This window comes from Xenorhabdus innexi (genome assembly GCF_002632485.1).
In the GTDB taxonomy this organism is placed as follows: domain Bacteria; phylum Pseudomonadota; class Gammaproteobacteria; order Enterobacterales; family Enterobacteriaceae; genus Xenorhabdus; species Xenorhabdus innexi.
Genome location: NZ_NIBU01000046.1, coordinates 1 through 25,570, shown reverse-complemented (window position 1 = coordinate 25,570; position 25,570 = coordinate 1). Strand labels below are relative to the sequence as shown.

General features: G+C 41.4%; 30 protein-coding genes. 6 read left to right on the top strand and 24 right to left on the bottom strand.

Features of this window, described 5'->3' with window-relative positions; all coding sequences use genetic code 11:
- Positions 1–223: 223 nt before the first annotated feature.
- Positions 224–406 (bottom strand): type II toxin-antitoxin system YafQ family toxin, encoded by a 183-nt coding sequence (locus Xinn_RS15345; protein WP_244590221.1) that lies wholly within the window; start codon positions 404–406, stop codon positions 224–226.
- Positions 390–671, bottom strand: a complete 282-nt coding sequence (locus tag Xinn_RS15340; RefSeq protein WP_086955984.1) for a type II toxin-antitoxin system RelB/DinJ family antitoxin — start codon at positions 669–671, stop codon at positions 390–392. The genes Xinn_RS15345 and Xinn_RS15340 overlap by 17 nt, the downstream gene beginning before the upstream one ends.
- 385 nt (positions 672–1,056) lie before the next feature.
- Here Xinn_RS15340 and Xinn_RS15335 point away from each other — a divergent pair, with 385 nt between their 5' ends.
- Positions 1,057–1,950: a gp53-like domain-containing protein gene (locus Xinn_RS15335; protein ID WP_153043409.1), complete on the top strand. Its 894-nt coding sequence runs from the start codon at positions 1,057–1,059 to the stop codon at positions 1,948–1,950.
- Positions 1,951–1,953: 3 nt separating this feature from the next.
- Positions 1,954–2,379 carry a tail fiber assembly protein gene (locus Xinn_RS15330; RefSeq protein ID WP_086955981.1) on the top strand — a complete coding sequence of 142 codons (426 nt, stop codon included), beginning with the start codon at positions 1,954–1,956 and terminating at the stop codon, positions 2,377–2,379.
- A 27-nt stretch (positions 2,380–2,406) separates the two neighbouring features.
- On the opposite strand, the gene Xinn_RS15325 is transcribed toward Xinn_RS15330, so the two are convergent.
- From Xinn_RS15325 to Xinn_RS15265, 13 genes are all read right to left on the bottom strand, one after another.
- The gene (locus tag Xinn_RS15325; RefSeq protein ID WP_086955982.1) at positions 2,407–2,943 is read right to left on the bottom strand and encodes a tail fiber assembly protein; all 537 of its coding nucleotides are present in this window, start codon (positions 2,941–2,943) and stop codon (positions 2,407–2,409) included.
- Complete coding sequence (locus Xinn_RS15320; protein ID WP_099137682.1) at positions 2,943–4,973, bottom strand: phage tail protein; 2,031 nt, start codon at positions 4,971–4,973, stop codon at positions 2,943–2,945. The genes Xinn_RS15325 and Xinn_RS15320 overlap by 1 nt, the downstream gene beginning before the upstream one ends.
- Entirely contained in the window at positions 4,970–5,578 is a 609-nt protein-coding gene (locus tag Xinn_RS15315) for a phage tail protein I (RefSeq protein WP_086955979.1), read from the bottom strand. The genes Xinn_RS15320 and Xinn_RS15315 overlap by 4 nt, the downstream gene beginning before the upstream one ends.
- On the bottom strand, positions 5,571–6,479 hold the full coding sequence (locus tag Xinn_RS15310) for a baseplate assembly protein (RefSeq protein WP_086955978.1): 909 nt from the start codon (positions 6,477–6,479) through the stop codon (positions 5,571–5,573). Before Xinn_RS15310 ends, Xinn_RS15315 begins: the two co-directional genes overlap by 8 nt.
- A gap of 3 nt (positions 6,480–6,482) precedes the next feature.
- Entirely contained in the window at positions 6,483–6,824 is a 342-nt protein-coding gene (locus Xinn_RS15305; protein ID WP_086955977.1) for a GPW/gp25 family protein, read from the bottom strand.
- A gap of 245 nt (positions 6,825–7,069) precedes the next feature.
- Positions 7,070–7,570: a lysis system i-spanin subunit Rz gene (locus tag Xinn_RS15300; protein ID WP_086955976.1), complete on the bottom strand. Its 501-nt coding sequence runs from the start codon at positions 7,568–7,570 to the stop codon at positions 7,070–7,072.
- Positions 7,567–8,106 carry a lysozyme gene (locus Xinn_RS15295; RefSeq protein ID WP_086955975.1) on the bottom strand — a complete coding sequence of 180 codons (540 nt, stop codon included), beginning with the start codon at positions 8,104–8,106 and terminating at the stop codon, positions 7,567–7,569. The genes Xinn_RS15300 and Xinn_RS15295 overlap by 4 nt, the downstream gene beginning before the upstream one ends.
- Position 8,107: 1 nt before the next feature.
- Positions 8,108–8,371: a hypothetical protein gene (locus Xinn_RS15290; protein WP_086955974.1), complete on the bottom strand. Its 264-nt coding sequence runs from the start codon at positions 8,369–8,371 to the stop codon at positions 8,108–8,110.
- Positions 8,372–8,380: 9 nt separating this feature from the next.
- Positions 8,381–8,584, bottom strand: coding sequence for a tail protein X (locus Xinn_RS15285; RefSeq protein WP_086955973.1), 204 nt, complete (start codon positions 8,582–8,584; stop codon positions 8,381–8,383).
- 249 nt (positions 8,585–8,833) lie between these two features.
- On the bottom strand, positions 8,834–9,070 hold the full coding sequence (locus tag Xinn_RS15280; protein ID WP_086955972.1) for a DinI-like family protein: 237 nt from the start codon (positions 9,068–9,070) through the stop codon (positions 8,834–8,836).
- Between the two features lie 49 nt (positions 9,071–9,119).
- Positions 9,120–9,302, bottom strand: coding sequence for a hypothetical protein (locus Xinn_RS15275; protein WP_086955971.1), 183 nt, complete (start codon positions 9,300–9,302; stop codon positions 9,120–9,122).
- 170 nt (positions 9,303–9,472) lie between these two features.
- Positions 9,473–11,482 (bottom strand): replication endonuclease, encoded by a 2,010-nt coding sequence (locus Xinn_RS15270; RefSeq protein WP_244590220.1) that lies wholly within the window; start codon positions 11,480–11,482, stop codon positions 9,473–9,475.
- Between the two features lie 43 nt (positions 11,483–11,525).
- Positions 11,526–11,864 carry a DUF5347 family protein gene (locus Xinn_RS15265; protein WP_086955970.1) on the bottom strand — a complete coding sequence of 113 codons (339 nt, stop codon included), beginning with the start codon at positions 11,862–11,864 and terminating at the stop codon, positions 11,526–11,528.
- 202 nt (positions 11,865–12,066) lie between these two features.
- Here Xinn_RS15265 and Xinn_RS15260 point away from each other — a divergent pair, with 202 nt between their 5' ends.
- Positions 12,067–12,687, top strand: coding sequence for a phage repressor protein CI (locus Xinn_RS15260; RefSeq protein WP_086955969.1), 621 nt, complete (start codon positions 12,067–12,069; stop codon positions 12,685–12,687).
- 242 nt (positions 12,688–12,929) lie between these two features.
- On the opposite strand, the gene Xinn_RS15250 is transcribed toward Xinn_RS15260, so the two are convergent.
- Complete coding sequence (locus Xinn_RS15250; protein WP_086955968.1) at positions 12,930–13,484, bottom strand: GNAT family N-acetyltransferase; 555 nt, start codon at positions 13,482–13,484, stop codon at positions 12,930–12,932.
- 251 nt (positions 13,485–13,735) lie between these two features.
- Positions 13,736–14,245 (bottom strand): bactofilin family protein, encoded by a 510-nt coding sequence (locus Xinn_RS15245; RefSeq protein WP_244590219.1) that lies wholly within the window; start codon positions 14,243–14,245, stop codon positions 13,736–13,738.
- 804 nt (positions 14,246–15,049) lie between these two features.
- Between Xinn_RS15245 and Xinn_RS15240 the strand changes: the two genes are divergently transcribed.
- Positions 15,050–15,859, top strand: a complete 810-nt coding sequence (locus Xinn_RS15240; RefSeq protein WP_086955966.1) for a helix-turn-helix transcriptional regulator — start codon at positions 15,050–15,052, stop codon at positions 15,857–15,859.
- A 128-nt stretch (positions 15,860–15,987) separates the two neighbouring features.
- Here the strand turns inward: Xinn_RS15240 and Xinn_RS15235 are convergent, their stop codons facing one another.
- From Xinn_RS15235 to Xinn_RS15225, 3 genes are all read right to left on the bottom strand, one after another.
- Complete coding sequence (locus Xinn_RS15235) at positions 15,988–16,980, bottom strand: alpha/beta hydrolase family protein (protein ID WP_086955965.1); 993 nt, start codon at positions 16,978–16,980, stop codon at positions 15,988–15,990.
- Between the two features lie 184 nt (positions 16,981–17,164).
- Positions 17,165–17,842, bottom strand: a complete 678-nt coding sequence (locus tag Xinn_RS15230) for an epoxyqueuosine reductase QueH (RefSeq protein ID WP_099137680.1) — start codon at positions 17,840–17,842, stop codon at positions 17,165–17,167.
- A gap of 142 nt (positions 17,843–17,984) precedes the next feature.
- A complete protein-coding gene (locus tag Xinn_RS15225) occupies positions 17,985–18,734 on the bottom strand; it encodes an SDR family oxidoreductase (RefSeq protein WP_099137679.1) in 750 nt (249 codons plus the stop codon).
- A 305-nt stretch (positions 18,735–19,039) separates the two neighbouring features.
- Between Xinn_RS15225 and Xinn_RS15220 the strand changes: the two genes are divergently transcribed.
- Both Xinn_RS15220 and Xinn_RS15215 read left to right on the top strand, forming a co-directional pair.
- Entirely contained in the window at positions 19,040–20,644 is a 1,605-nt protein-coding gene (locus tag Xinn_RS15220) for an AMP-binding protein (protein WP_086955963.1), read from the top strand.
- A gap of 16 nt (positions 20,645–20,660) precedes the next feature.
- The gene (locus Xinn_RS15215; protein WP_086955962.1) at positions 20,661–21,119 is read left to right on the top strand and encodes a hypothetical protein; all 459 of its coding nucleotides are present in this window, start codon (positions 20,661–20,663) and stop codon (positions 21,117–21,119) included.
- Here Xinn_RS15215 and cobT read toward each other — a convergent pair.
- From cobT to Xinn_RS15195, 4 genes are all read right to left on the bottom strand, one after another.
- Positions 21,079–22,158 carry a nicotinate-nucleotide--dimethylbenzimidazole phosphoribosyltransferase gene (gene cobT, locus Xinn_RS15210; protein WP_086955961.1) on the bottom strand — a complete coding sequence of 360 codons (1,080 nt, stop codon included), beginning with the start codon at positions 22,156–22,158 and terminating at the stop codon, positions 21,079–21,081. The two genes, Xinn_RS15215 and cobT, sit on opposite strands and share 41 nt — an antisense overlap.
- A 64-nt stretch (positions 22,159–22,222) precedes the next feature.
- Complete coding sequence (cobS, locus tag Xinn_RS15205; RefSeq protein WP_086955960.1) at positions 22,223–22,987, bottom strand: adenosylcobinamide-GDP ribazoletransferase; 765 nt, start codon at positions 22,985–22,987, stop codon at positions 22,223–22,225.
- Positions 22,984–23,529, bottom strand: coding sequence for a bifunctional adenosylcobinamide kinase/adenosylcobinamide-phosphate guanylyltransferase (gene cobU / locus Xinn_RS15200; protein ID WP_086955959.1), 546 nt, complete (start codon positions 23,527–23,529; stop codon positions 22,984–22,986). The genes cobS and cobU overlap by 4 nt, the downstream gene beginning before the upstream one ends.
- Positions 23,526–25,085 carry a cobyric acid synthase gene (locus Xinn_RS15195; protein WP_086955958.1) on the bottom strand — a complete coding sequence of 520 codons (1,560 nt, stop codon included), beginning with the start codon at positions 25,083–25,085 and terminating at the stop codon, positions 23,526–23,528. Before Xinn_RS15195 ends, cobU begins: the two co-directional genes overlap by 4 nt.
- Positions 25,086–25,570: the final 485 nt, after the last annotated feature.

The following is a 25,570-nucleotide window of genomic DNA, read 5'->3' as shown; positions in this document are numbered from 1 at the left end:
TGAAAGACTTCTCGACTGATATCACTGGCATAAACTTTTCTCATTCCAGTAGGTTACATGAAAAACTGTTCAGGGTGAAAAAGATTCTGAATAGCCTCTCAGAGGACGGCTTACTCAAAAGTTATCAGAATAGCTCACTGTGAGTACCTAATCAGGCAAGCTCCAAAATGGTATTATCAACTTTTTTATAAATTAGCAGTAGATCTGGGTGAAGATGACAATCTCAGAAACCCCGCCAGTTCCCTTTTAGTGGATGATCGACATATCTTGGCGGGATTGGTTTGTCGTTTACCAGTATATCCAGTATTTCAACTAAACTATCCTCGATAGTTGCACGATATTTACCCTTCTTCACGCGCTTATAGTCTTTCTTGAACTCGGAAGAACGACTAATCTTCCTCATCATTATTCAGGTCATCCATGAAAGCAGAAACACTATCAAACTTTTTACCCTTACCGTCTTCAAGCTGTTTCATGGCAGCTTTTGTACGCGAAACATTTCGGTAAGAAGTACCTTTTACTTTAAAGGGCAGTGTATTTTTTTCCGCGACTTGTACCATTAACATGCGAATAGCATCACTAACCGTTAAGCCCATAGACTGGAGTGCTATAGTTGCAAGCTCTTTAGTTTTAGGATCAATTTTTGCCCTGACATAAGTTTCATTAGCCATAAAAATCTCCTTCTTTCTTTACATAGTAGCTACTGATTGTAGTCCCACTGTAGTCACATAACAAGACTAAAAAATGTGCTATTACTGATTGTAACGCATATAAGAATTTTTCACTCATACACTGTGTAATCTGAAAACAAGAACTAAAAACAACCATTTTTTGTTTGTATTTTGTTCTTTTTATCTGGTGTTTCTGTAATTTGGAAGATTGGGCATTAATTGAACTATAAAATGACTATTTTTTGCTTGTTACAGCTTTGGGGATTACTTTTTGTTTACTGTTATCAGCTTTAACAGATATTCATATCGTATTCTATAAAACCTCGGTTTAACGGAAACCAAGGAACTGGCGAAGAATGCACTCAATAAAGATATTGGCGGAGCAGTGCTACAGCCTGTTTATTTTCATGGTGCTAAAACTAATACTGGGGCCATTAATGTTCATACTCGCACAGATGGTAATAATATAGGAGATTCATTAACTTACTTAGGTTATAACCACGGTACCCCATCAAAGCCTTCATTTAGCCATTATCTACGTGGCCAAGGTAGTACATACATTGATACACTAAATGGGTGTTATGTGCATGAGGAGTTAAGAGTTGGAAAGAGGGTTGTACCTGCTGATTATGGGAACTTTGACGGCAGATATATTCAGCTAAATACAAATACAAAGACAACAGGCTATATTCTATCTAAGACAGCAAATCTTTTAGATGATCCCAGTTCACGTCATTTGGGGCGTTCTGGTTTTTTAAGACCAAATGAAGGATTAGATCGGCTTGGTGCATTAGCAATACATGTTGCTCACCCTAGTGTTGAAGGCTCTCAATATGCAAGAGGTATTTCTTTTGATTATGGTTATAAAAATCAGTCATTTAATATAGCGACCTATGCATTTGATGAAGATGGTAACTTTAAGGGAAGTAAAAAGATATTAACAGAGGATGATCTTGTATCCATAAAAAGTACTGCCCGAAAAGAGCCTAATGGTTGGTGGAGATGTGGAGATACTGGTTTAGTATACCAATGGGGAGTTGTTGAAGGCCTGAGTGATAATGAAATGAAAACATATTCGTTTCCAATACACTTTTCCAATAAATGTGTTCATTTATCAGCGATGGGACATTTAAATTTACCTAGCTGGAATAGCCAAATGCTTGGTGTTCACGGTTGGGTTCTTGGAAAGGAGCAATTTAGGTTAGCATGTGATGTTCCAGCAAATGATCCTAATTTTCAATTCAAGGCTATTTTTCATTGGTTTGCTATAGGATATTAATAAATGAATTACTATTACAGCGCACAAAAAAACGGCTTTTATCCAGTATCTATGAAACAAGATTACCTTCATTCTGATTCATGGCCGGAAGACGGTATTGAAGTTGACGAAAATGTATTTACCGAATTTGCTGGAAATATACCTCCAGAAGGAAAAATGCGTATTGCTGGAGACGATGGATTACCTGCTTGGGGAAATATTCCTCAGCCCACCAAAGAAGAATTAAAACAACAGGCAGAGAGAAAAAAACAATCTTTACTAAATAATGCGGATAAGCAAATAATGAGATTGGAACGTATTATTAAAAGAAATATAGCAACAGATGATGAGGTTAATCGACTAGATAATTGGGAGTTATATAGTATAGAATTGAGCCGTTTAGATTGTTCAAAAGGACCAGATATTAATTGGCCTGAAAAACCAGAATAATAATCAGGGGCGTAATGCCCCTGTAATTTATTTTATTCTTGGTGATTTCGGCCATTTTATTTTTTTAATATCAGTGCAATCAATTCTATTAAGCATTACACGATATCGTTTCCACTCGGCTAGGAATTTAATCTCCTGAGCTGTTGCTATATTAAGATCTACCGCATCTTGGAGAGGTAATATTGTAGAGTTAGTTTCACTCAGTAACTTTCTCTTTTTCTCTTGAGCTTGAGTGATTAATTCATCTTTCATATACTCACGTGGAACAATATTACCATTGATATATTGCCAGTTTCCTAGAATACCTACATCATCTGGCAGTGCTTCCATTTCTACAATACTTCCATTATCTGGGCATATAGCTGAAGCATCCTTGTTTATTGCGCAAATGATATTATTGGAGTTATATTTTATTTTGTAAGTATCTTTTTTAAACCTGGGTATGCTCTTATACCAATCATCGCCATTTTCATTACGATAGAATATGGCTCTAAATTTTCTCTCTATTTCTTTTTCTTCTTCAGTATCTGGGGAATATCTTTTGAAGTTTTTTAAATGCAGCATTATAAAGCTCCTATATCATGCCAAATTCCGTTAATGAGTTTCTGAAGTGGACGGCGATTAACTCCATCAGGAAACTCATCAGTATTGTGATTAGTAACACCAGTGATAACATATGGAGGGGTATCAGTATATCCATGTCCACTCCAGAGTTGTGAATATTCCACGGTACCTAATCGAACATCTTGAATATACCTAGAATTAGCATTTCCAATAGTTAATAACTCTGCCCAATTTTCTTCAAAACCATATGAATCACGCGCAGAACGATAAAATAAGCCGCCATTTTTATGAATTACTAACAGTTGTAGTGTGGGACAACTTCCAATTCCCATATTAAAATTTACTATCATTCTACTATGGCTGGAGAAATCTGCATTATATAAACCACTTTTTACATTCCAAGGAACATTATATTCAGATACAGTTTTCGTCAGACCTAATATTTGATATTTAGCATCAGATTCATTTTTCGTATAGCTATCATCAGTAAATGCCAATTCTTTAATAGGCGAGTTTGCAGTACCAGAATCATTTCCTGCAACTACCTTTACACGAGCGGTTGCATAATTAACTGAAAATGATGCATAAGTATCACCGGATTTTAGAAGAAGTCCAGCGCCATGCGTATGTGTATAGTCAGAATTTGCTGAATTTCTAAAAAACTCAGGGCTGACATCAGATCTACGTATCCAAGTTAGAAACTCATCATTGTTCTTATGAAGAACTGTACCGCCACTTCCGCCAAACCCGAAGCTGCCTTTTAGCTGATATTTACTATCTGCTTCTGATCTTGGTACAGAATTCTTCGCCAGTTCCTTGGTTTCCGTTAAACCGAGGTTTTTTACAAACTCATCTTTGTTTGGAATGTCCGCACCATTTTTATTTTTTTCCAGACGAGAATTGGCGTTTTCGTTGGCGGCATTTACACGAGTATCTGTTTCTTCTTTAGAATAAGCACCAACTTCATCGGCAGATGGTTTATTCGCAGTGTTATAGTCCCTTCTCCAACTTGGAACATAATCCTTACCGTGGTTTCCATAAGTAAATTGAGCGTTCGGAATACAGCCATCTATTGATGTAGGAGCCGTTGTAACACGGATCGTCATTACACTTTCAAGCCCCATGACTTCCACAACAGCACCCGCTAAGTGAATTGCACCACAGCCAGTATCAGTGATTCTTCTGTTGCTCGCATATGACCACGATCCTTTACACATCCAGTAAGGGTGGTTAAAAGCATCTTTACTTTTTAGCCATGCAATAAACTCTTCAGTTGTCCAAGTACCACCACCACCAATATGGATTGCTCCAGTAAAAGCTCTGGCCGAACCAATATTGCGGTTAAATGCATCCTTATCAGCTACATCTGCGCCATTTTTGTTTTTTTCCAAACGCGTATTAGCATTATTATCCGCTGCTTTAGCCAAATCATAAGCCGCTTTCACCGCTTTCGGCGTTGCTGCGTGGGTTTCGCTATTGCTGTCTACGGCACTGCTCAGAATCACAAATCCTTTTTCTTTCAGTGTCGCGTCAGGGTGGTTACGGCTGTTTGCGTGTTTGGTAATAGAATTATCTACATACTCACGCGTTGCCAGAACCACAGATGGATCAACTTTCAGTGTCACTGCGTTTGCGCTGCTGACAATCAGGATCATGCGGATTGTCTGGGTACGGCCGGAGCCTTCTTGCAATTGGGGCTTGTAGGTTTCTGCGCAATTACCCACCGCAATCAGAACGCCGTCTTTGTCGAACAGGCCGATTTCACGGATCCACCAGCCACCTTCGTCTTCAGGAATAACCTGTTCTGCGATAATCTGATTGGTGTTTTTCGGATCGATGTTCAGCGTGTTAATTGCCGCACGACGCTTTTCATTAATCAATTTAGTTTGTTTAGTGTCTGGCGTTGGCAGGCTGCCACCACCATCACCAACGGCCATATGGGTAATTTCAATTTTAGTACCCAGTGCCGCCGCATTTGCCAATTTATCTGCGCCTAACTGTGTCAGCAACGCAAAGAATTTGGTACTCATGGTCTAATCCTCATGTCGTCAATAATATGTATGCCCGTGCCCACAATTTCTGAGCCAGATACCGTGATTTGTTCCGGAAAATAGGGATAAACTGTCAGTTCGTCACCGCTGTATGTTGCTGCTGAGTAGTGGTATTCACCACGTGTATCCAGATTGATGTCCAATCCAATCAAATGTCGGCTTACCGGTTTTGCATCGAAAATCAGGTTTTCCAGTTCTTCGAACATTTCATGGGTGATACCGCTGTCCAGAACACCAATATCCAGTCGGAAGGTGCCTGGGGCATCGTTGGTCTGCCACCATTCCTTTACGCGGATGAGATAACCCAACGGCTCAATCACTCGTCGGATGGCTCCAATCGTTCCTTTGTGTTTATGCAGGAACAGTGAACCCTTGATCACTTCCCTTTTGGTGCTCTCAGACCAGTTTTCGTCCCAGCGGTCCACAGACCACGCCCATGCCAGATAAGGCAGTAACGATGCCGGACAGGTGTCCGGATTCCACAGCTCCCGCAATGGGATTTTGATCTTCTGCAACTCGGCACAGGCTTTCGCCGCAGCCAGTTCTAACGGCGTTGAACCCATCGGCAGAAGGCGATCATTCATCAGAACCTCCCATTGTCAGTGTGGTTTTGGTGCAATAAGAAGCCTGTGTTTTATCCAATACAACGTCTTTCAATGGTGCTTTCAGCTCCACACGCTGGACACCTTCCACATGCAGTGCGGCGTAAATAGCTGACAAACGAATATCACGTCCCAAACGATGCTGCGCTTCAACATAGTGTTTCAGTTTCTGCTCTGCTGCCTTGCGGATAGGCTCGGATTCCGGCGTCGGGAAGATGTACAGCACCGCATCAATTTCATATTCCACAATGCTCGCTGACTGGACTTTCAGACGATCAGCCACCGGACGCACGTTTTCGTCATTCAGGGCTTTTTCGACAATTTCCAGCAGCTCTTTGGATGCCACTCCTTTGTCTGCACGGGACATAATAGTTACTGTGACGTTAGCCGGTGACGGGCTGATTGCCGATGCATCTGCAACGCGGCCATCCGCACTACGGGCATGATATTCATAAGCACCCACCGGGCCTGCAACGCTCAAACCTTCAAATGCCTGTGGAATACGGACACGAAAATCGTTGTCGGATTCCATAACGGCAGGAGTTGGCGGTACGGTCGAATTATCCGCAGAACGCAAAACCATGCGCGATACGTTGTTATTCGAGCCCAGCTGATCCAGATCACTACCGGTTGAATAGGCCACCATAACCGCACGGGCTGCTTCATTAACGCGCTGGCGCAGAAGCAATTCGCGGTACACATTTTCTTCCAGCAACTTCACCAAAGGTTCTGATTCCAGTTGCAATGTTCGGGCAACAGCATCCTGCTGATCTGCCGGATAAAGCGAAATCAGACCTCGTTTACGCTCTTCTAACAGTTGTTCGTAATCCAGTGGCTCAACCACATCCGGTGGTGGTAACTGGCTTAAATCGATTGTTGGCATTGCTTACCTCACCGGAATCGAAAGTGAAAATTCTTTAGCGGACTGGTGATAAGTACCCGTGATATCCACCACCATTCTGCCGTCCTGTAGGGTTTCCATCGTGATGGATGTCAGCGTCACTCGCGGCTCCCAACGACTGATTGCGGTAAAGCTCGCCGCCATCACCTGAAGCCTGATCGCCGGATTCTGCGGCCAGTCAATCAGTTCAGGCAGTAGTGATCCGTAAGTACGGCGCGCAATACGGCTGCCTACTGGAGTCAGTAAAATATCGCTGACGGATTGTCGGACATGCTCCAAATCGCTCAGCGCACGGCCTGTTCGCCGATTCATGCCCAGATACATCATTCGGGGCCTCCTGATAGTTCGATGATCAATTTTCATTGACCATAATTTGTGTGTTCATGATTGTGTGTTCATAGCGTAAGAATGCCATGAAAAAGCAGGGGTAACATTAAACCGGGCTTGTAGGAACAGACATACAAATCAATAGGTAAAATATAATTAAATCAATAAAATAAAAGCCTTTTTCTAAAATAGAAAAAGGCTTTCAGGGGGGATTTAAAGGGTGCGTGTTAAGTTATTCGGAATCACTACGATTTACATTGCCGGACAACTTCACGAACATACTGTTGCAGATAATCTAATTTGGACTGGTCGCTGATGATCCCTGCTCGGATATCGTAAATAGCGCGTCCAGCTTTTGCAGTGAGTTCGACTTGGCTTCCATCGCCCATGCTGCGGGAGCCGGTATCTCGCTCTTGGGTGAGCTGACAGGTAGCAAGGTTGGCTGCGGCGATTTGCACCCAGCGATGACCAGCGGCAATATCAGCACGCAAAGCGGCGTTTTCTTCAGTAACATGAGCTAATTTTCCGGAATAGTATTCATCTAATTGAGCGACTCTGCTCTGAGCGTCTTTCATCTTTTGAATGGCTGACAATGTCTCTTGATTCGCTTTCTGATGAATTGCAACAACCTGAGCACTATGCTGTTGTTTAAGATTTGATACTTCACTAAGGAACAGTGAACGATTCCCCCACCAGCCAGTACACCCTCCAATGATAAGAGCGGCAATCAAAGTTATTCTCTTCATTCATCCAATCCCCAACAAGCCAGTTCTGATTCCTGATCACGTCGCAAAACCTGCCCATAGCAGCCATCCGCCTGCCCTTTGGTTGTACGGCAATCACGCCCTCCATCGTAAATCCAGCGCTTAATCTCCTGACAGGCGCCTTTTTTATCTCCGGAATTGAGCTTACGATAGAATGTCGAGGAGAAACATTTTGAAGGACCGATATTATATGGACAAAAGCTGGCAATTCCTGCGATTTGTGGCTCTGTCAGCGGAACGTGGACGTTCTTTTTCACCCAGTCAATCGCTTTATCAGCTTCAACCCGGTTCAGCGCGCCACATTGCTCAGAAGTCAGTTGCATCCCTTTGTATACCGCCTTTCCATCAATACGCGTCACACCCCGGCATATCGTCCAGATACCACCGGCATCCTGATAGGCTATAAGCCGATTACCCTCTTTCTCATCAAGAAACTGGGAAAGAATGACCGAAGAACTGGCACCACCGATAATCAGGCCAATGAGCAATCGGCTTAGTTTGGTTTTGAGATCCTGCATATCACAGCTCTTTCGGTGCGTTATGTATCAGCTCGCTGACAATTCTGGCTGATTTAGATGCAGGTTCTACGTCCAAATTTTCTAAAATATCTTTTAAAATCAAAGTTCTTTTCATCTGCTCACGCCGATTAAGACGATAAGTCAGAATGCCGAGAGAAATGCTGGCTAATACCCCCAACAGAAAACTCAGCTCATATAAAGAAAGACCAGAAAAAATGGCAGTTGTGCTGGCACAGGCATAAGTGGCATGGCTATATTTATCCATTCATGCCCCTCAGTCCCAAAGCTGGATCATAGGCTTACTGGCAACAGGCATGAAATCCGGCATTTCAACTTTTGTTCCATGAGGCAAAGTCGCACCAAAATCAGCCAGTCCCGGATTTGCCTGCAATACACGCTCCGTCATACCTAAAGTCCGGCCATAATGACGCCAACACAAAGCGTCTACCGTTTCGTTTTGTTGTGCAGTAATTTGCATATACTCTCCTTTTATTTGCAGAAAATAATCGGTAAATCGGAGAGTTATGATCGAATAATCAGCGAAATGCCTCAATGAAACGGCATTGTCGGGGAAATAGTACAAATGAAGGGTAATTTTGCCAGATGAGATTTACCTTTCTGAAAGACAGAAATAAAAGGCGGAAAGCATAAGGGCAGGGGATAGCCCTGCCCTTATACTATTTAAATTGCTTATTATCCGTTTGTTGGAGAGTTTACCCCTTCAGTTCTAATCCGATAACCAACTGTCATCTTCCCAGACACTTTGGATTAGCTCCATGATTTGGTCATGTTCGCTACTGTTTTTACTTCCTGTCACTTTTACGGACGTGTTGCTGCTGAGGGCAATTCTGAAATGAGTATCAGGGTACTCTGATAATATTTTCTTCTTTAATTCATTTTCAAGTGCAGACATGACTGATTCAGAAACATTAGCTCGCTTATCGAAAAGTATTTCAACTCGCATTATTTTCTCCTGTCAGAGGCTATTCTTGTACCGAACCTTAATTTCTCAATCATTCACTTTCTAATTCATTGTTTTTTAAAAAATTATTATAACCACTGAGTCTGTTTTCATAAGGTGCAGATAATTCCGCTATCCAGACCAGTGCCAGCTCTTTGTCTTCTGCCTGATTGCATTCACAACTTGTTGCCATTCTAGCAATAAAATTAATACGTTGTGCTACCAATGATTCCATAAGAGAGTCCACTGATATGTCCGCCTCCACTCTATAACTGTATACTTATACAGTACACCTAATTAGTGAAAATTTAAAGTAGTTTTTTCCTTTCTTAAAGATAAAAATTGATAGTTAATAACTATTATTTATTTCTTTCGTAGAAACCTTTATCGAAAACATAACATTTATCAAAACCATTTCACATCTATATCACAATCCTGCCTCCCCTGTCTATCCGTACAGTTATTGACAGAACTCCAAGAGGGCCATTTTTTGGATCGTTTATAGACAATCTGCTCTGGTGTGGCTGATACATCGGATTTAGGTACAACTGTCCATTGATGAATTCGTGTACAAATATATTTTTTCTGATTGAGCCGCGGTGATGCCACCCCCTGAATGGTATTAATATCCTCACCATAAGGACTGCCAAACGGAATATGCTTATAAGCAAGCCGGATGACCAAATCACGGCGGGCAACCCATGGCCCTCCCTGAGCCTGAATATACTCCGCCCAATCGCCCTTATCCGCAGCCTGTAAAACGTCATTCATTTTATTATCAGGCAAACAAACTTCTTTAAGACGACGTAATTCACGCCAGACAGAAACCGGAGCACCACCAATTTGCTGAAATTGTCGAATGCGCCAACGACTCGCCCATGCAGTCACTGATTTAGCCATATCGCGCAGCGATCCACCGGTTTCATGATCTATTTCATCTTCCAGTGCGTAACCATCAATATTTTTGGAAATGTACTTTGCGATATAACCTGTCGCACTACCTTGATTAGGATCTATCACTTTGTAATCAAAACGGGATTTTTTGTTATTCATTCGTAGTAACTCCTCCTTTTCTTCCTGACAGGAATAATGTTCAAGGATTTTTCTGACCTGCAACATATGCTCCGGTAACATAAACAGCAAAATATGCCAGTGTGGTGTGCCGTCATGGTGGGGTTCAACAACTCTAAAGCCAAACAGGTTAATGCCTGCACGGGCAATAGCTGCACGGGATTTTGCCCATACACTGCATAAATAGCGCTGAGTATCGCGGGGAGTCACCCCCTCCCACTGCCGGACAAATCCCCCCTGATGCCTGACTGCATGGTATTTTGCAGGTGCTGTGATGGTATAGAATTCCCCTACGCACCCCATTTTATTTGCAATATCTTCGAAACCGCGCATTCTGACCATTAATTCACAGCGACGAATGGCAGGATTAGCGTTACTGTGAACAACCGTGTCTGCTAATGAAATTCGCTCACCTTCTTCATTTTCTAAATCAAAATGCTGGAAAAACTCCCGATTACGCCTCTTTTGTTCCAGCCATTCGCGTAAAGCCAGAGATGAAACATAAGGCGATGCCGCATTCTGTACCTGCCCGACTGCAATTGCCATATGCTCAGATTGGATATCCCGTAAGCGTTTTAAGCGAAAATACCACCAGCGTGAAGACATCATGCGCAACATACCAGCACAAAGCAGATCAACAGACAGCGTTTTTCGTCCATGATTGAACTGTTGCCAATAAGGAGGATGAGTACCACATTGTGAAGTCAGTTTTGCCATTAACTGATATACCTCAGCGATGCGAGAAAACTGTGTAGATTCATTCACCATTGCTTCAGACTGTGCTTGTTGTGCTGCCTTCTGAGAAGAAGAGTCAGAAGAACTATGTGCAGGAATATGTGCAGGAAAGAAGTGTTTAGAAGAATAGTGCTCATAATTCTCCGTAATAAACACGGATATTTCATGAGCCAGTTTTAAAAGCTGTTTACGGCCACAAGTCGCAATATTGCTCAATTGCTCAATAAATGGAAAAGGAGTGATTCCCGACACAAAGTGTTTAAATTGATACCGCTTCTTAACCAATTGTAATCGCGGTAATACATGCTGCCCGACGGTTTTTCTCAGGTAAGTATTGGCATCTCTGCGCCCAGATTGAGTAAAGATATCGGCATAGCGATGACTGAAATATTTCGCCAGAAAATCCGGTAGCTGGCCAATATACTGGTGACGCCACTGATGATCATCTGCGTTGACCTGCCATAACAAACGCTCTGCTGTTGAAGCATTCTGCGGAATATTTGGCTGAAAAACACCCGGTTGCTTATATTCATGCGCGAAAAGATCACTATTCATCAATGCCACTTTAACTAATACTACTTTAACTAAAGATATGTGAATGTCTGGCATACACATGCCATCTATTCAGAAAAATTAATATGTTACAAGGTGGTTAACTGGATAACGTTAAATGTTTGGGAAACTGACTAACTACAACCTTAATATGATTCATCGCCTTGATCAGAGACTGTTTTTCTTCTGGAGTAAACTGGCTGACCTCGCTGTCATGGCGAGTTCGGGGAATATTTGCCAAATAGAAAATAGCAGATAAGGCCCGCTTGTTTTCTTCATAATGACAATCTCTTTTATCCCGCATGTCCGCAAGAAACCGTTTTAACTCTTTTTCATTATCTCCCCAATATATCGCTCTGATCTTCGACAGATGGTTCAATCCTTCCAACCGTTCACCGAGGTTAATTTGGGCAAATTTTTCTTTTTCCATATTCGCCATATTTTCCTCATCCTTTTACCTTCATAGGGATTACTGTCAGAGCAATCCCTCGAACACCGTTGATCTCAGGTATAGGGATTGAAATTTGGATGTTCATGATGCAATATCTCTTAATGGTTTTCGGCTTAACCAATTCGGGCTCACTAAAGTTCTCATTTCAAGATCTTTTGTGGGATACTAATATCTCTTATCTGTACTGTCAATGAAAAATACCAATATTGAGATTAAAATGGGAGCTGATAGTGGTGGGCGACCAGCTATCGAGCGCCTTGTACGCGCGTATGGATTTAAATCCCGCCAGGCTCTGAGTGATCATTTAGGCGTGTCCAAAAGCACGATGGCAAACCGCTATCTTCGTGATAGCTTTCCGGCGGATTGGGTTATTCAGTGTAATCTCGAAACGGGTGCTTCACTGCTATGGCTGAGCACAGGGCAAGGGGAGATGTTTCCAAACGGAGAAAATGGTAAGAAAACGGAACGACTGGAAGATATCATTGCCCCATCCATCTCTCGTGTGAAACTGTCAGGCGGCAAATTAAATGAAGCCACTCCGGTTATTCTGGATAGCGAACTGGTTTCCAAAGAACTCAGGGAACCACTGATAGTTGATGATGGCATATCCTGGTATTTGCTTGATGCTCAGGAAGACAATATTCAGGATGGCTTATGGCTGGTCGATATTGAAGGGATGCACAGTATCAAAAAAATAGCCAAAATCCCTGTCAGTAAAATCCGTGTCAGCGATGATGATGTCACCTTTGACTGTTCAGTCAATGATATTCAGTTCATTGGCCGCGTGGCACTGATGATCTCCAAGCAATAATTACGGGTTACGTAATATATGCCTTATGGATTTCCAGATGCGTCGCGGCAGCAAGGGAATGAGGCACCGGGAGCATAGGTAACAAGGGGAGCATAGGTAACAAGGGGAGCATAGGTAACAAGGGGAGCATAGGTAACTAGGTGCTCGGGGTGTATGAACGCTGCCAACAAAGAGGCAACTTGAAAGACGACGGATATAAGCTTCCCATCAAGGTTACTCTGTATAACCTTGATGGCGTTTATTTAATTAACAGGCCGCTTAATCCGGTACAGAACGTGCTCCCGCAATGAGTTACCTTCTTCAATAGCCGGGTGCATAAATGTTTTTCTATCTTTGACCATGCCCAACTTTTGCATCACATTTTCGGAACGAGCATTCATCAGCGTGGTGAAAGCAACTACCTCATTCAGCCTGATTTCCGTGAAAGCAAAATCAAGAACTTTGCTGGCAGCTTCACAGGCATACCCTTTACCCCAAAATGGTTTGTCGAGACGCCAGCCAATTTCAACTAATTGATTACAAGTCGAAAATGGAAATTCAAGGTTCGGCGTATTCAACCCGACAAAACCAATAAATTCCCCACTTCCCTTCAGCTCAACTGGCCATAATCCCCAGCCATTCTGTATTTCAAATTTACGAATACAATTATCAATCAGTGTATCACTCTGCTCTTTTGTCAGCGTATTGGGAAAAAACTCCATTACTTCAGGATTACTGTTCAGGCGGAAGAAAGGTTCTCTATCTTCTTCCTTCCAGGCACGAAGCCGTAATCTCTCTGTTTCCAGTTCTGTAATCACAATTTCCTCTTATTAATTAAAAATAGGGATCTCAGCTCACATCAAGGTAATAAGCGGATGTTTTCCAGCACATATGCGCTTGATGATCAGATTCAATGAATATGACTAACGAGAAAATGACTTAAAAGAAGAGGAAATATAAAAACAAAAACTGCCGGAAAATACTACACATTTCCGGCAGAAATATACGGAATTTTATACTCTGTGAACTTTAGCAGATTAAAAATCGAGGAGTATTTTATCGACAGATATCAGGCAGTAGCTTTAGATTTGGCCTTATCTCCCTGAGTATCCTTAATGGAAACAATACGTTCTGATTCCTGTTTTTTCTTATTCTCTTTTTCCACCTGTTCAGACTGACCAATAAATAGCCCGCCACGTCGGATTGACATACTCCCGCAACGGCTGACACCCCGTAATTCACCATGCTCAAGGATATCCAGTGTTTCTGCGCAGCAAGTCCCTTCTACATGGCCATCAATAATAATTTCAGGTGCAATTAATTCACCTTCAACTTTCCCGGCGTGCATAACACGGATAGCTCCGCCTTTTACGCGAATATTTCCGACAATTTTGCCCCAGATCTGGATATCCCCTTCCATCTCGATATCTCCTTTGAATACGGAGTTTTTCGCGATAATTGTATTAGCACGGGCCTCAGTACCGGAGAGTTTTTTCTCTTCAGTCTGCACAGTGGGGGAGATTTGTGTAACCGGAGTGGCAGCAGATGCCTCAGTTTTTTTTCCAAACATAGCTTTCATTCTCTGTTTCATATTAGTAAAGTGAAATACCAAGGCTAAAAAAGATAAAATTGCTGTTATGGCACAACCAATATTGTTGCCATATACGTACAACCCCAGTGTAATAGCCCAAAAGAGCCATAAACTGTATAAAAAAGCGTTATCTGAAAAACGATACTTTTCCATATTTTTCTCGTTCTTGTAATCTTTTATCTTTCATCAGCAAATATATCTATGCCTTAGTGGATATAGAAGAAAGGCGATGAAAATACATCCTAGCATTATACCAGTATAAAAAACAATCTACGGAGCTATAACAGAGGTATTTATGCCGTTATTACACGGATAATGTTACCAGCAAAGCTTAATGAACTGAATTATCGATAATTTATCTTTAAAATCCAAGACAGGACACTCACTTTAATAGATATATTTTGATATTTTAAATATAAAAACCATATAAACTAATAAATATGCAACATTATAAAACCAATAATTAACAAAATGACATCATAAGCAATACAGTTCATTTATCATTATCGCTATTTCTCTACCCTGTTAATAACTCAATTTAAATCTAAATTATCAACATTTAAAACTAACATAAATATTAATTTAGAGATATAATACTAAAGCTATGTAATGGATATTACGTATACAATTTTGATATCGGCTAATAATTTTTTAACTCTACACTCAATTTTATCACTATATATCCAATAGATTTCCGGTGGCCTTCTAATCTCAGAGGAATCTATTTAAACGACAGAAGAGATCATCAAAAAATTTCAAATTACTCATGATAAGGAAAATTAGGGGTATTAAATGAAAAGGACGACGGGCTTAAGTCAGAAGGGTATTCTTTCTCTACAGTTAGCCATGCCGAACTTCGATATTCTCGAACATAAACAAAGAGGGCTATATATTTTACTTGATGGTGAAATGGTATGGAAAGACAGCACGAACACCTATCATATTAAGTCAAATGATATTCTTTTTACTCATCCGGGGAAGTATGCGGCTAAGACCAATACAAAAAATTGTCAGATATTATGGCTACCATTGAATATGGAATTTTTCCGTAATTTTACGAAACGTTTTGGAAGGCTATTAATTAATATTGAACGGCATGATTTCCCTGATTATCGGTTAATTCATTTCCATAAATTTCCTTTATTAACAGAAAGTATACGTGGATTGGCAAAACTTCTTGCTCATGAGTGCCCCCCAGCCCTGATCCAATTAAGATGTGAGGAATTACTTTTATTACTTGCTCTCGAAAAACAAGGGGCATTATTAATGTCTGTTCTGCGTAAATTGAGTAATCGGCAAGTCGAACGACTACAGGCATTTATGGAAACGCACTATCTTAAAGAGTGGCGGCTGAATGATTTTGCCCGCGAGTTTGGTATGGGATTAACTTCATTCAAAGAGCTTTTCAGCAGTGTTTATGGTACATCCCCAAGAGCCTGGATCAGTGAGCAGCGTATTCTTTATGCCCATCAATTACTATTGAATAGTGAAATGAGTATTGCTGATATTACATTAGAATCCGGTTTTTCCAGCCAGTCCTACTTTACTCAAAGTTATCGGAAACGTTTTGGTTATACCCCTAACCGCGCCAGATATGGTTAAAGATTAATATATCCAGCCTCTCAGTAATTCCCGGGAACATAGATGACTATGTAACCGGGATGAGCGAGTGCAGCTAACAAAGAGGCAATTTGAAATACGAAGTGTATATTATGATGAGGCTAAATTAATCAATCTGATTCAGTAAGATTTTGTTGCAGCCTCATAAAATCCTGTTCACTGAATTTAATATTCACTTTCTCTCCAGTGTCATGCAAAATCTTTTCCACAATAAGAGAAGTTAAAGGTGCAATAATATTAAAATGATCACCATTTTTAATGGGATAAACAGATAGTGGGATATCTTTATCTTCTGCAATTTTCTTTACTTCATCAAACTCACTCCAATAGGAGTATTCCCCTTCGAAATAGAACGTTGGTGATTTTATTGAAGTTAAAAAGTTACGTGGAGAGCGCATTTCAAGCTCTGCCGGATTACTCTGATCAAATGGTACAGTGACTGGCACAGGTGCATGGTCAAGACGTAACTTCAAATCAGGAATACCCCCCAATGAAAAAACAGCTCTAAATCCTTTACTGTATTCGCTGGCTAATAAAGCGCGCGTTCCACCTGTGCTATGACCTGCAAGATAAATCCGATTTGGATCAACATATGGCAATTTCATAAGATATTGTCTGGCTGATTCAATATCCCTTATCTCACCGAAAAACATTTCATAATTTCCGGGGTTTACATTTTCCCCCCGAAAACTAGGTATCATCAAAACTAAATCATCATGCCTGAATGCTGATGCAGATTGGTCATTGTCATAAGGCTGCTCAGACCAGAAAAAATCATCATTACCAATTCCCCCATATCCTCCTGTTAACCAAATTACCGCAGGATATTTTTTATCAGATTTTTCTGGCGATGGAGTAAGATAAGAAGCCATGTTCCCGTTTTCTGTCGGATAATATACTAACGAAAAAATATCTTTAGGAGGAATGGCTGGTTCCCCATCTCCAATAAAACTTTTATCTATAATATTTGTTTTAAATTTTGTATGAGCTTCTGTGTAATCGTCCTTACGCAGATCAAAACTGTAACTATCTTCATGACATGCAGTAAGCAAAAAACTAAAAATAACCGGAAAAACTTTGAGCGAATGATAAAGCTGTTTCATAAAATTACCTTAATATCCATTTAGTTCTCTTTTTTACCACGGTAATTTTATTTTTTAAATATCAATGAGCCAGAAATTAAAAGAACCGACCTGCTTACATACCAGAATGTTTGGCAGGCCGTCAATAAAAGATACAAGAAACTACTTTAACTAACTATTAAAATAATTTTTGATCTCCCTTATCTCAATTTTTAGTACTTTCTTTATTGCCATCTGCGCTATAAAACACTGTTCCCAGTTTTATCCTTTCCCGTCCTGTTGCCAGACGATGGCGATTAGTATCCCGCAGAGAATAAACACAGCCACAGTATTCCTGCTGATAGAATTCTTCACGCTTACTGATTTCTATCATTCGGGCAGAACCACCACCTTTACGCCAGTTATATTCCCAATAGGTTAACCCAGGATAACGGGAGGCCGCGCGGACACCACAATCATTAATCTGCTGCATATTTTTCCAGCGAGAGATCCCCAGCGAACTGGTAATAACAGGAAAGCCATGTTCATGAGCATATAACGCTGTCCGTTCGAAACGCATATCAAAACACATCGTGCAACGGATGCCACGCTCAGGTTCATTTTCCATGCCTTTCGCGCGCTCGAACCAATTGTCCCGATCATAATCGGCATCAATAAAAGGAATACCCATTTGTTCTGCAAAGCGGATATTTTCATCTTTGCGTAGTTCATATTCTTTCTGTGGATGAATATTCGGGTTATAGAAAAATAGGGTGAAATCTATCCCCGAAGCGAGCATTGCCTCCATCACTTCCCCTGAGCATGGCGCACAGCACGAGTGCAGCAATACTTTACTGTGCCCATTAGGTAGTGGAAGCTGCTTACGTTCATAGTTCAGTGACATAATCTTTTTACCTGACTTAGACAATAAAAAACCAGGGAGAAAACATATTCCTCCCTGTGTTTATTAGCTGCTCATCTTACCCTGTTCTTTTGCTTTACAGCAATGGGAAACAAGCAAGACAGATTTAAACATGTTAAGTCAATCAGAGCCCTTGCACTTCCGGTAATACTTGCCCACCATCAACCACAATTGTCTGACCGGTTATATTTTTTGCTTCATCAGAAGCAAGGAAACAGGCGGTGTAACCAATATCTTCCGGTGATCCTAAAGCTCCTTTTGGAATTACAGTTTCAATCAGTTTCAGATTATCCTCACCAAATGCCGTTAAGCCTTCAGTCATAATCATACCCGGCATAATAGAATTAATCGTGATCCCCTGTTTTGCATATTCCAATGCGGCACTACGCATAAACCCGAGCTGGCCTGCCTTACTGGCACCATAGTGGCTGTAACCCGGCATTGCTACCCTTTCTCCGGTGATAGATGAAGTAATCACAATGCGCCCATACTGCTGTTTTTCCATTATATTCAGTGCAGCCTGAGTTAACAAAAATGTACCTTTAAGATTAACGCTATAGACTGAATCCCAATCTTCAACCGTCATCTCTTTAATAGAGTGTTGTGGGTAAATACCTGCATTTGAACAAAGAATATCGAGCCTGCCATATTTTTCGACAATCTCATTAATCACATTTTTACATGCAGATGGATCTGTGACATCAAGGGAGATAAAATCTACGCCAAGTTCTTCAGCTACGGGCATTCCTTTCATTTTATCCGTACCTGAAATGATAGTTATTGCACCCGCTCGTTTAAATACCTGAGCAATCCCTTTGCCAATACCTTTTGTTCCTCCAGAAATAAATGCAATTTTCCCGGTCAGATTAAACATTCTCGTTTCCTTTTATATGGGTAAATACAGTTTTTCTATTACAATAATCTTAATCCACCAATATATTTTCAGTAGATCAGACTATCAATAACAATAAATATAACCAGTATATTAAAAAACAGCGAAATATTATCCTGATATTAAAATGGAATTCATAACATTACTTCAACAAGAACCAAAAACACAGTTTACAAAAAACACTTATTTATTACAGATTGCATATTCCCATATTAACCATTACTTTTAACAGTGAGTAAAAAATACAATCAGGTATAAAACAGAAAATAAAAAAACAGGATGAGAATATGACTCTCTATAATTCACTCTTAAATGAATATGATGGAAATGCATTATCACCTATTTTATTTCTTAAAAGAGCTATATTAAGCAATGGTGATTATCCGGCGGTAATAGATGGCGAGCAGTGTTGGACATGGCGACAATATGCCGAGCGGTGTGAAAGAGTGGCTATTGCACTTCAGCAAATGGGTGTCGGAAAAGGTTGTGTTGTATCTGCCTTATTACCGAATATCCATGAATTACTGGAGCTTCATTATGCAGTTCCGTTGTCTGGCGGAATACTGAATGCCTTAAGTACCAGAACAGATGCAGCCACATTGAATTTTATCTTTGAAAAAATCAACCCGAAAATATTAGTTATAGATAAAAACTATCTTTCATTATTGGATAATGTTTCTTTTAATAATCCGGTCAAGATTATTATAGTTACTGAAAATAATAACATTCTGCCAGAATCTGTTCTGAATTTGATTAGCTACGAATCCCTGATATCTGAATACCGTTCTGAAACCTTATATTTTCACCCGATTGATGAACAGGAAGCTATCAGTATTAATTCTACTTCTGGAACCAGTGGCACACCTAAATTAGTTGTTTATTCACACCGTGGTGCATACCTTAATGCAATTTCGAATATTCTGGACTGGGATATGCCAAAATATCCGACCTATTTATGGACACTGCCCATGTTCCACTGCAATGGCTGGTGTTTTCCCTGGGCTATCGCCGCACGAACAGGTACACATATCTGTCTGCGCAAATTCGATGCGCAGGAAGCCATACAGATTATGCTGAAACATCAGGTCACGCATTATTGTGGCGCACCTATCGTGCACTACTCCTTAGGACGTGAGGCACAAAAACTCGGTATCTCTTTTAATAATAATGTCTATGGGTTGATTGCTGGTGCACCTCCGACAGAGAAGGTGTTTTCTCTGCTTGATGCCGCCGGGATCAGGGCTACTCATGTTTATGGCCTGACGGAAACTTATGGGCCGGTTGTTGTTTGTGAAGAGAAACCGGATTGGGCTGCACTGCCAAAATCAGAAGTTATTTTAAAGAAGATGCGTCAGGGAATTGTTTCCAATTTACAGGGGGAAATCAGCGTTATTGATGAAACTAACGGGCGGATAGTGCCTTTTGATGGGCAATCCATTGGTGAGATTGCCATTCGGGGTAATATTATTGCAGCTTATGGCCCAGCTGATCGGGTCACATCGGATGTGACCAGTCAGTGGTTTTTTACCGGCGATTTGGCTGTTATCGACCACGATGGTTATATTAAAATTATCGACCGGAAAAAAGATATTATTATTTCCGGTGGTGAGAATATTTCCAGCCTTGAACTGGAAAATGCTCTGTCAAGCTATCCCGGTGTTCTGGCGGTGGCGATTGTGGCAAAACCGGATGAATATTGGGGTGAAGTTCCCCATGCTTTTATTGAACTTGATGATGGCATCTCAGTGACTGAACAGGAATTGGATGATTACCTCCGTACCGTTATTGCACGCTATAAGCGCCCCAAAAGTTATACTTTTTCAGCTTTACCCCGTAACGCAAACGGAAAAATTCTCAAAGAGACATTAAGAAAAATCGCTAAAAACGTCTAAAGTCAGGAAGATCAATATGCAGAATTTTATGCAGAAATATAATATCACTCCCGAAGATTGTATCGTGTTAAGTTTACATAAATCGGCATGGGAAAAAGTATTATCAGGCACTAAAAAATATGAATTCCGCCGAAGATTCAGAAGAAAAAGAACTTTCGCTTTTATTTATGTGACTGTTCCTGTCAAAGCTATCATCGGTGGCATGCTGCTTGGTGAACCGATATCTGGTACTGCTAAAGAAATTTCTGATATTGCGGAACAGGCAATGCCGGGAAATGGCCAGTCTGTTTTTGATTATTTTATTGAAAAAGATTTCGGATTGGCTATTCCTATTTTGGACATAATTGAAACTGAAAAAATATCATTAGATTATTTACGAGATAAATATAATTTTACTGCTCCCCAATTTTATTTATCTTTACAGAAAAAACCGATTATGCTTGATGAGTTAATAACGAAAATTCAGGAAAAGTAATCCCGCTTTCAGCCAGATATCCCATATTACAATACATAGCACAGGCTGCATCAATCAGAGACATTGCGATTGCAGCTCCACTGCCCTCACCAAGGCGCAAATCCAGATGCAGATAAGGTTTAAGACCCAGATGCTGCAACGCCAGTATCGCACCTTTTTCTGCTGATATATGAGATGGAATACAGTAATCCCGAACAGAAGGTGCCAGATGAATTGCCGCCAGTGCAGAGGCATAAGAGATAAAACCATCAAGAACAACCGGAACACCTGCCGCTGCGGCTCCCAAAATCACGCCGGTCATTCCCACAAGTTCAAACCCTCCCACTTTTGCCAGTACATCAAGGGGAGACTGAACATCAGGTTTATTCACACCAATTGCTCGGCGTACAACCGACTCTTTATGCCTGAGCAACTCCGCAGGCAAATTAGCGCCCAGACCAACCAGATCGCCCGGATCACTTCCGGTAAGAACGCTGATGACTGCCGCTGCTGGTGTGGTATTAGCAACGCCCAGTTCTCCCACGCCGAATACAGAGATACCGGCAGCAAGACGCTGCTGAATTAATTGCACACTTGCCAACAATAATGCTTCTGCATATTCATAAGACATGGCAGGCCCTTGTGCAATATTGCCACAACCACGAGCTAATTTGAGGGACAATAAATTATCTATCGGATCACAATCGATACCAATGTCAACAGGCAGCACATGAGTACCGCTGCTTTTCGCTAATGCACAAACTCCCGTCAGCCCTAGCAACATGTTCTGAGCCTGTATAGCTGTAACATTTTTCGGAGTAATCGCCACGCCTTCGTTATAAACACCATGATCGGCACACATAACGATAATCTCTTTTTGAATATCTCCCAGTTTTCCAATACCGGGCATAGCCGCAAGTTGTGCTGCCAGTGTTTCCAGACGGCCCAGACTACCAACCGGCTTGACGAGTTTATCAATATGCTGTGCTGCCCGAGCTGTTTTTTTCCGATCCAGCGGTTTAATCTTTTTCAGCAACAAGGGCAATGATAGGAATTCCATGGCGATCCTTCAGATCAATCTTCAGCTTAAGGGTCGGGATATAATAATATTTACTATCGGCAATCTATTTCCAGATCAAAATCAGAGCCAGTAAAAAAACCACTTCACCGACTTCAATTGCGGTTCCCAAAGTATCTCCGGTTTGCCCACCCAGCCGATAATTACAATAAACAGCAAGAAAAAAGATAACGATCATCGTTACCAGCATTGCAGATAGCCCCTGCCAGTCACCCAGCAACATCACCAATACCGTTCCCACCAGTAATGTAATGACTGTTTCGCGGGGTGTAATGCGGCCAATATAACTACTTCCCATCCCTTCACTTTCGCGGGCATAGCGTTGTTCAAACATCAAAAGCACGACAGCAGTACGTCCGACAATCGGCGCACAAGACAATAAAGCCAACAAATGCAGGGGGGGATGATAGGCAATTTCAACAACCGCAAGTACCTTAAGCAAGATGCAGAAGATCAATCCCAATCCACCATACGTGCCGAGGCGGCTATCCTGCATAATTTCCAGCATTTTTTCCCGTTCGCGGGAAGAAAAAATACCGTCACAGGTATCTGCCAGACCATCTAAATGCAATCCGCCCGTCAGAAATACCAGAGCCAGCGCATAACCGATTGCACCAATATATACACCTCCACCGGATTGGCTTATTACCAGCGCAACACAAGCTGCAATAGCACCAACCAGAAGGCCAACCAAAGGAAAAATCGGTACACCATGCCCGATTTGCCGAAAATCAACCCCTTCAGCCCATTTTGCAGGAATGGGAAGCCGGGTCATAAACTGCAATGTTGCCCAAAAGAGTCTCAATTTCATTTAATTTTTACTCCAAGGCCAGAAACTACCATCCAGACTGATGTTGCTGCCTGAGCCAGTTTCTGGTTGACCCGCCCTGCAATATCAATAAAATGGCGAGCCAACCGATTCTCAGGCACAATCCCCATACCTATTTCGTTAGTCACCAGACAAACAGGCATCGGGCAATTCAGGCAAGCATCAATCAAATCTTCTATCTGCTGGTGGATAAACACCTCCAGTAAAGTGAAATCCAGTTCATCGGGTGATGCACCTTCTGCTTTATCAAACAGAAGATTGGTGATTAATGTAGTGACACATTCAAGTATAACCCCCTCTTCCGCTTTACGATGCCTGCGGATAACATCCCCCAAATCCTGATACCCTTCCCAGGTTCTCCAATGTAAAGGACGATCATTTTTGTGCCGTTCTATACGGGCTGCCATCTCTTCATCAGTATTTTGAGCAGTAGCGATATACAACACCTGTTCGCATTGATCTGAAATAAGCTGCTCCGCATAAGCACTTTTTCCACTCCGTGCTCCGCCAGTAATTAAGATCATCTGATAGCCCCGGAGGATACAAGCTCGGTATGTTCTTCCATTAACTGATAAATACGTTCTATATCCAGATGCTCACGCATACTCGCCGCCAGAATATTAAACTGCTTCTCTTTGTGGCTGGCATAACTGAAAGCGGCATTTTCCAGCGACTCGATTCCTTTCTGCATCCGAAGCTGATTCAGTAATGGGCGAGTGAAATTACTCTGGTCAAACAAGCCATGCAGATAGCTTCCCATCACCGTTCCTTCCTGATTAATTGCACCATCAAACCAATTTGTCTCTTCACCATTACGCAGGTACATTTTGGCAAACGGCTTTGCCTGCTCTCTCAGTTGTGTCACTCCCATATGGATTTCATAGCCCACAATGGGTTGCTCACCACATAAATTCAGCATACCAGATAGCTCCGGCATCACAATTCCCCTGACCTGAGCCGTCTGTTTATCATTGGCAAACCGGGTTTCAGTATCTAATAACCCTAAGCCTTCCATCTGGTATAAACCAGATTCCACTTCATCAACAATCTGCTTGCCAAGCATCTGGTAACCACCACAGATCCCAATGATCGGTATTCCTGACTGATGCGCAGCAAGAATTGCCTGATCCAATCCCTGCGTTTTCAGCCACCCTAAATCGCCCAAGGTATTTTTACTGCCGGGTAAAATGATCAGGTCAGCATTCTGAAGTTCCGAAGGGTCAGCAATATAATTAAGATAAACATCAGGCTGGAGTGCTAACGCATTAAAATCTGTGAAATTAGCAAGATGCGGAAACCGGACAACGACAATATTCAGGCATTTTTCTATTTTATTTTTATCCTTTTCATATTTGCCAACCTGCAAAGCCACGCTGTCCTCTTCTTCCAGATCGAGTTCCAGCCAGGGTAATACCCCCAATATCGGTACTTGTGTCAGTTCTTCGATTTGTTCAATACCTGAATGCAGCAACGATATATCACCACGAAATTTATTAATAATGACACCCTTAACCCGTGCCCTTTCTTCTGGTGTAAGTAAGGCCAGTGTGCCGTAAATGGCCGCAAAAACTCCACCACGATCAATATCTGCCACCAGAATCACTGGTGCATCAACTAACTCAGCCATGCCCATATTGACAATATCCCGATCCCGCAGATTGATTTCCGCCGGGCTACCCGCACCTTCCAGCACCATAATATCTGTTTCAGCCGCAAGGTCGTTATATGCGCGCAGGATCTGCTGCTGAAGCTGTGGCTTATATTCGTGATACTCTACGGCATTCATATTACACATGGCTTTGCCCATGAAAATCACCTGAGCCTTACGATCGCTGGAGGGTTTCAGCAGAACAGGGTTCATGCGTACATCCGGGGCAATTCCGGCTGCTTCAGCCTGAAATATCTGAGCACGCCCCATTTCTTTACCATCAGCCGTAATACCGGAATTGAGAGCCATATTTTGTGATTTGAAAGGAGTACAATGATAGCCATCCTGTAAAAAAATCCGGCAAAAACCAGCAACCAAAGCACTTTTCCCAACATCAGAAGCTGTTCCTTGGATCATAAGAGACAATTTCATGATGATTTACTCCTCTCTATATTATTGTCGCCACAGAATAACGTACCCAATGGCCATATGATGAACTGATATGGATAAGTGTTTTTTATTCGCGTGAATCAGCTCACAAAGTCAAACAAATATTTTTATGCACAGTCTGTTACAATAACCTTTAATATCATTAACCTATTCTTAATAGATATATAAGCATGCTAGATTCAAAAAATCATCTCACCGATATATCCACTTTTATGGCCCTAGATATTCGTGTTGGCAAAATTATCAAAGCTGAAAAAAATGAAAGAAAATGGTGTTCACTTTTGTGAAGAACCCCGACAAGAAGAATACGGAACAGTCGTTGTATTTGAAGATATTTATGGCAACCGCTGGGACTTATATCAAAACAACTTGGATTCGACTAATAAGTGCAATTTCTAAGAAAGGCGGTCAGTTGCTATAGTAGGCATCTTTCTCGCCAAAGGAAAATGCACTATGACCTATACACA

Coding starts and splice junctions, on each gene's coding strand:
- Xinn_RS15310 (WP_086955978.1), bottom strand. CDS start 6,479: ATGCCAACAATCGATTTAAGCCAGTTACCACCACCGGATGTGGTTGAG.
- Xinn_RS15245 (WP_244590219.1), bottom strand. CDS start 14,245: ATGAAAGCTATGTTTGGAAAAAAAACTGAGGCATCTGCTGCCACTCCG.
- Xinn_RS15330 (WP_086955981.1), top strand. CDS start 1,954: ATGAATTACTATTACAGCGCACAAAAAAACGGCTTTTATCCAGTATCT.
- cobS (WP_086955960.1), bottom strand. CDS start 22,987: ATGAAATTGAGACTCTTTTGGGCAACATTGCAGTTTATGACCCGGCTT.
- Xinn_RS15260 (WP_086955969.1), top strand. CDS start 12,067: ATGAAAAATACCAATATTGAGATTAAAATGGGAGCTGATAGTGGTGGG.
- Xinn_RS15265 (WP_086955970.1), bottom strand. CDS start 11,864: ATGGCGAATATGGAAAAAGAAAAATTTGCCCAAATTAACCTCGGTGAA.
- Xinn_RS15235 (WP_086955965.1), bottom strand. CDS start 16,980: ATGAAACAGCTTTATCATTCGCTCAAAGTTTTTCCGGTTATTTTTAGT.
- Xinn_RS15270 (WP_244590220.1), bottom strand. CDS start 11,482: ATGCCAGACATTCACATATCTTTAGTTAAAGTAGTATTAGTTAAAGTG.
- Xinn_RS15290 (WP_086955974.1), bottom strand. CDS start 8,371: ATGGATAAATATAGCCATGCCACTTATGCCTGTGCCAGCACAACTGCC.
- Xinn_RS15315 (WP_086955979.1), bottom strand. CDS start 5,578: ATGAATGATCGCCTTCTGCCGATGGGTTCAACGCCGTTAGAACTGGCT.
- Xinn_RS15285 (WP_086955973.1), bottom strand. CDS start 8,584: ATGCAAATTACTGCACAACAAAACGAAACGGTAGACGCTTTGTGTTGG.
- Xinn_RS15195 (WP_086955958.1), bottom strand. CDS start 25,085: ATGAAATTGTCTCTTATGATCCAAGGAACAGCTTCTGATGTTGGGAAA.
- Xinn_RS15240 (WP_086955966.1), top strand. CDS start 15,050: ATGAAAAGGACGACGGGCTTAAGTCAGAAGGGTATTCTTTCTCTACAG.
- Xinn_RS15230 (WP_099137680.1), bottom strand. CDS start 17,842: ATGTCACTGAACTATGAACGTAAGCAGCTTCCACTACCTAATGGGCAC.
- Xinn_RS15215 (WP_086955962.1), top strand. CDS start 20,661: ATGCAGAATTTTATGCAGAAATATAATATCACTCCCGAAGATTGTATC.
- Xinn_RS15300 (WP_086955976.1), bottom strand. CDS start 7,570: ATGAAGAGAATAACTTTGATTGCCGCTCTTATCATTGGAGGGTGTACT.
- Xinn_RS15225 (WP_099137679.1), bottom strand. CDS start 18,734: ATGTTTAATCTGACCGGGAAAATTGCATTTATTTCTGGAGGAACAAAA.
- Xinn_RS15305 (WP_086955977.1), bottom strand. CDS start 6,824: ATGATGTATCTGGGCATGAATCGGCGAACAGGCCGTGCGCTGAGCGAT.
- cobT (WP_086955961.1), bottom strand. CDS start 22,158: ATGGAATTCCTATCATTGCCCTTGTTGCTGAAAAAGATTAAACCGCTG.
- Xinn_RS15275 (WP_086955971.1), bottom strand. CDS start 9,302: ATGGAATCATTGGTAGCACAACGTATTAATTTTATTGCTAGAATGGCA.
- Xinn_RS15345 (WP_244590221.1), bottom strand. CDS start 406: ATGATGAGGAAGATTAGTCGTTCTTCCGAGTTCAAGAAAGACTATAAG.
- Xinn_RS15220 (WP_086955963.1), top strand. CDS start 19,040: ATGACTCTCTATAATTCACTCTTAAATGAATATGATGGAAATGCATTA.
- Xinn_RS15320 (WP_099137682.1), bottom strand. CDS start 4,973: ATGAGTACCAAATTCTTTGCGTTGCTGACACAGTTAGGCGCAGATAAA.
- Xinn_RS15295 (WP_086955975.1), bottom strand. CDS start 8,106: ATGCAGGATCTCAAAACCAAACTAAGCCGATTGCTCATTGGCCTGATT.
- cobU (WP_086955959.1), bottom strand. CDS start 23,529: ATGATCTTAATTACTGGCGGAGCACGGAGTGGAAAAAGTGCTTATGCG.
- Xinn_RS15340 (WP_086955984.1), bottom strand. CDS start 671: ATGGCTAATGAAACTTATGTCAGGGCAAAAATTGATCCTAAAACTAAA.
- Xinn_RS15280 (WP_086955972.1), bottom strand. CDS start 9,070: ATGCGAGTTGAAATACTTTTCGATAAGCGAGCTAATGTTTCTGAATCA.
- Xinn_RS15325 (WP_086955982.1), bottom strand. CDS start 2,943: ATGCTGCATTTAAAAAACTTCAAAAGATATTCCCCAGATACTGAAGAA.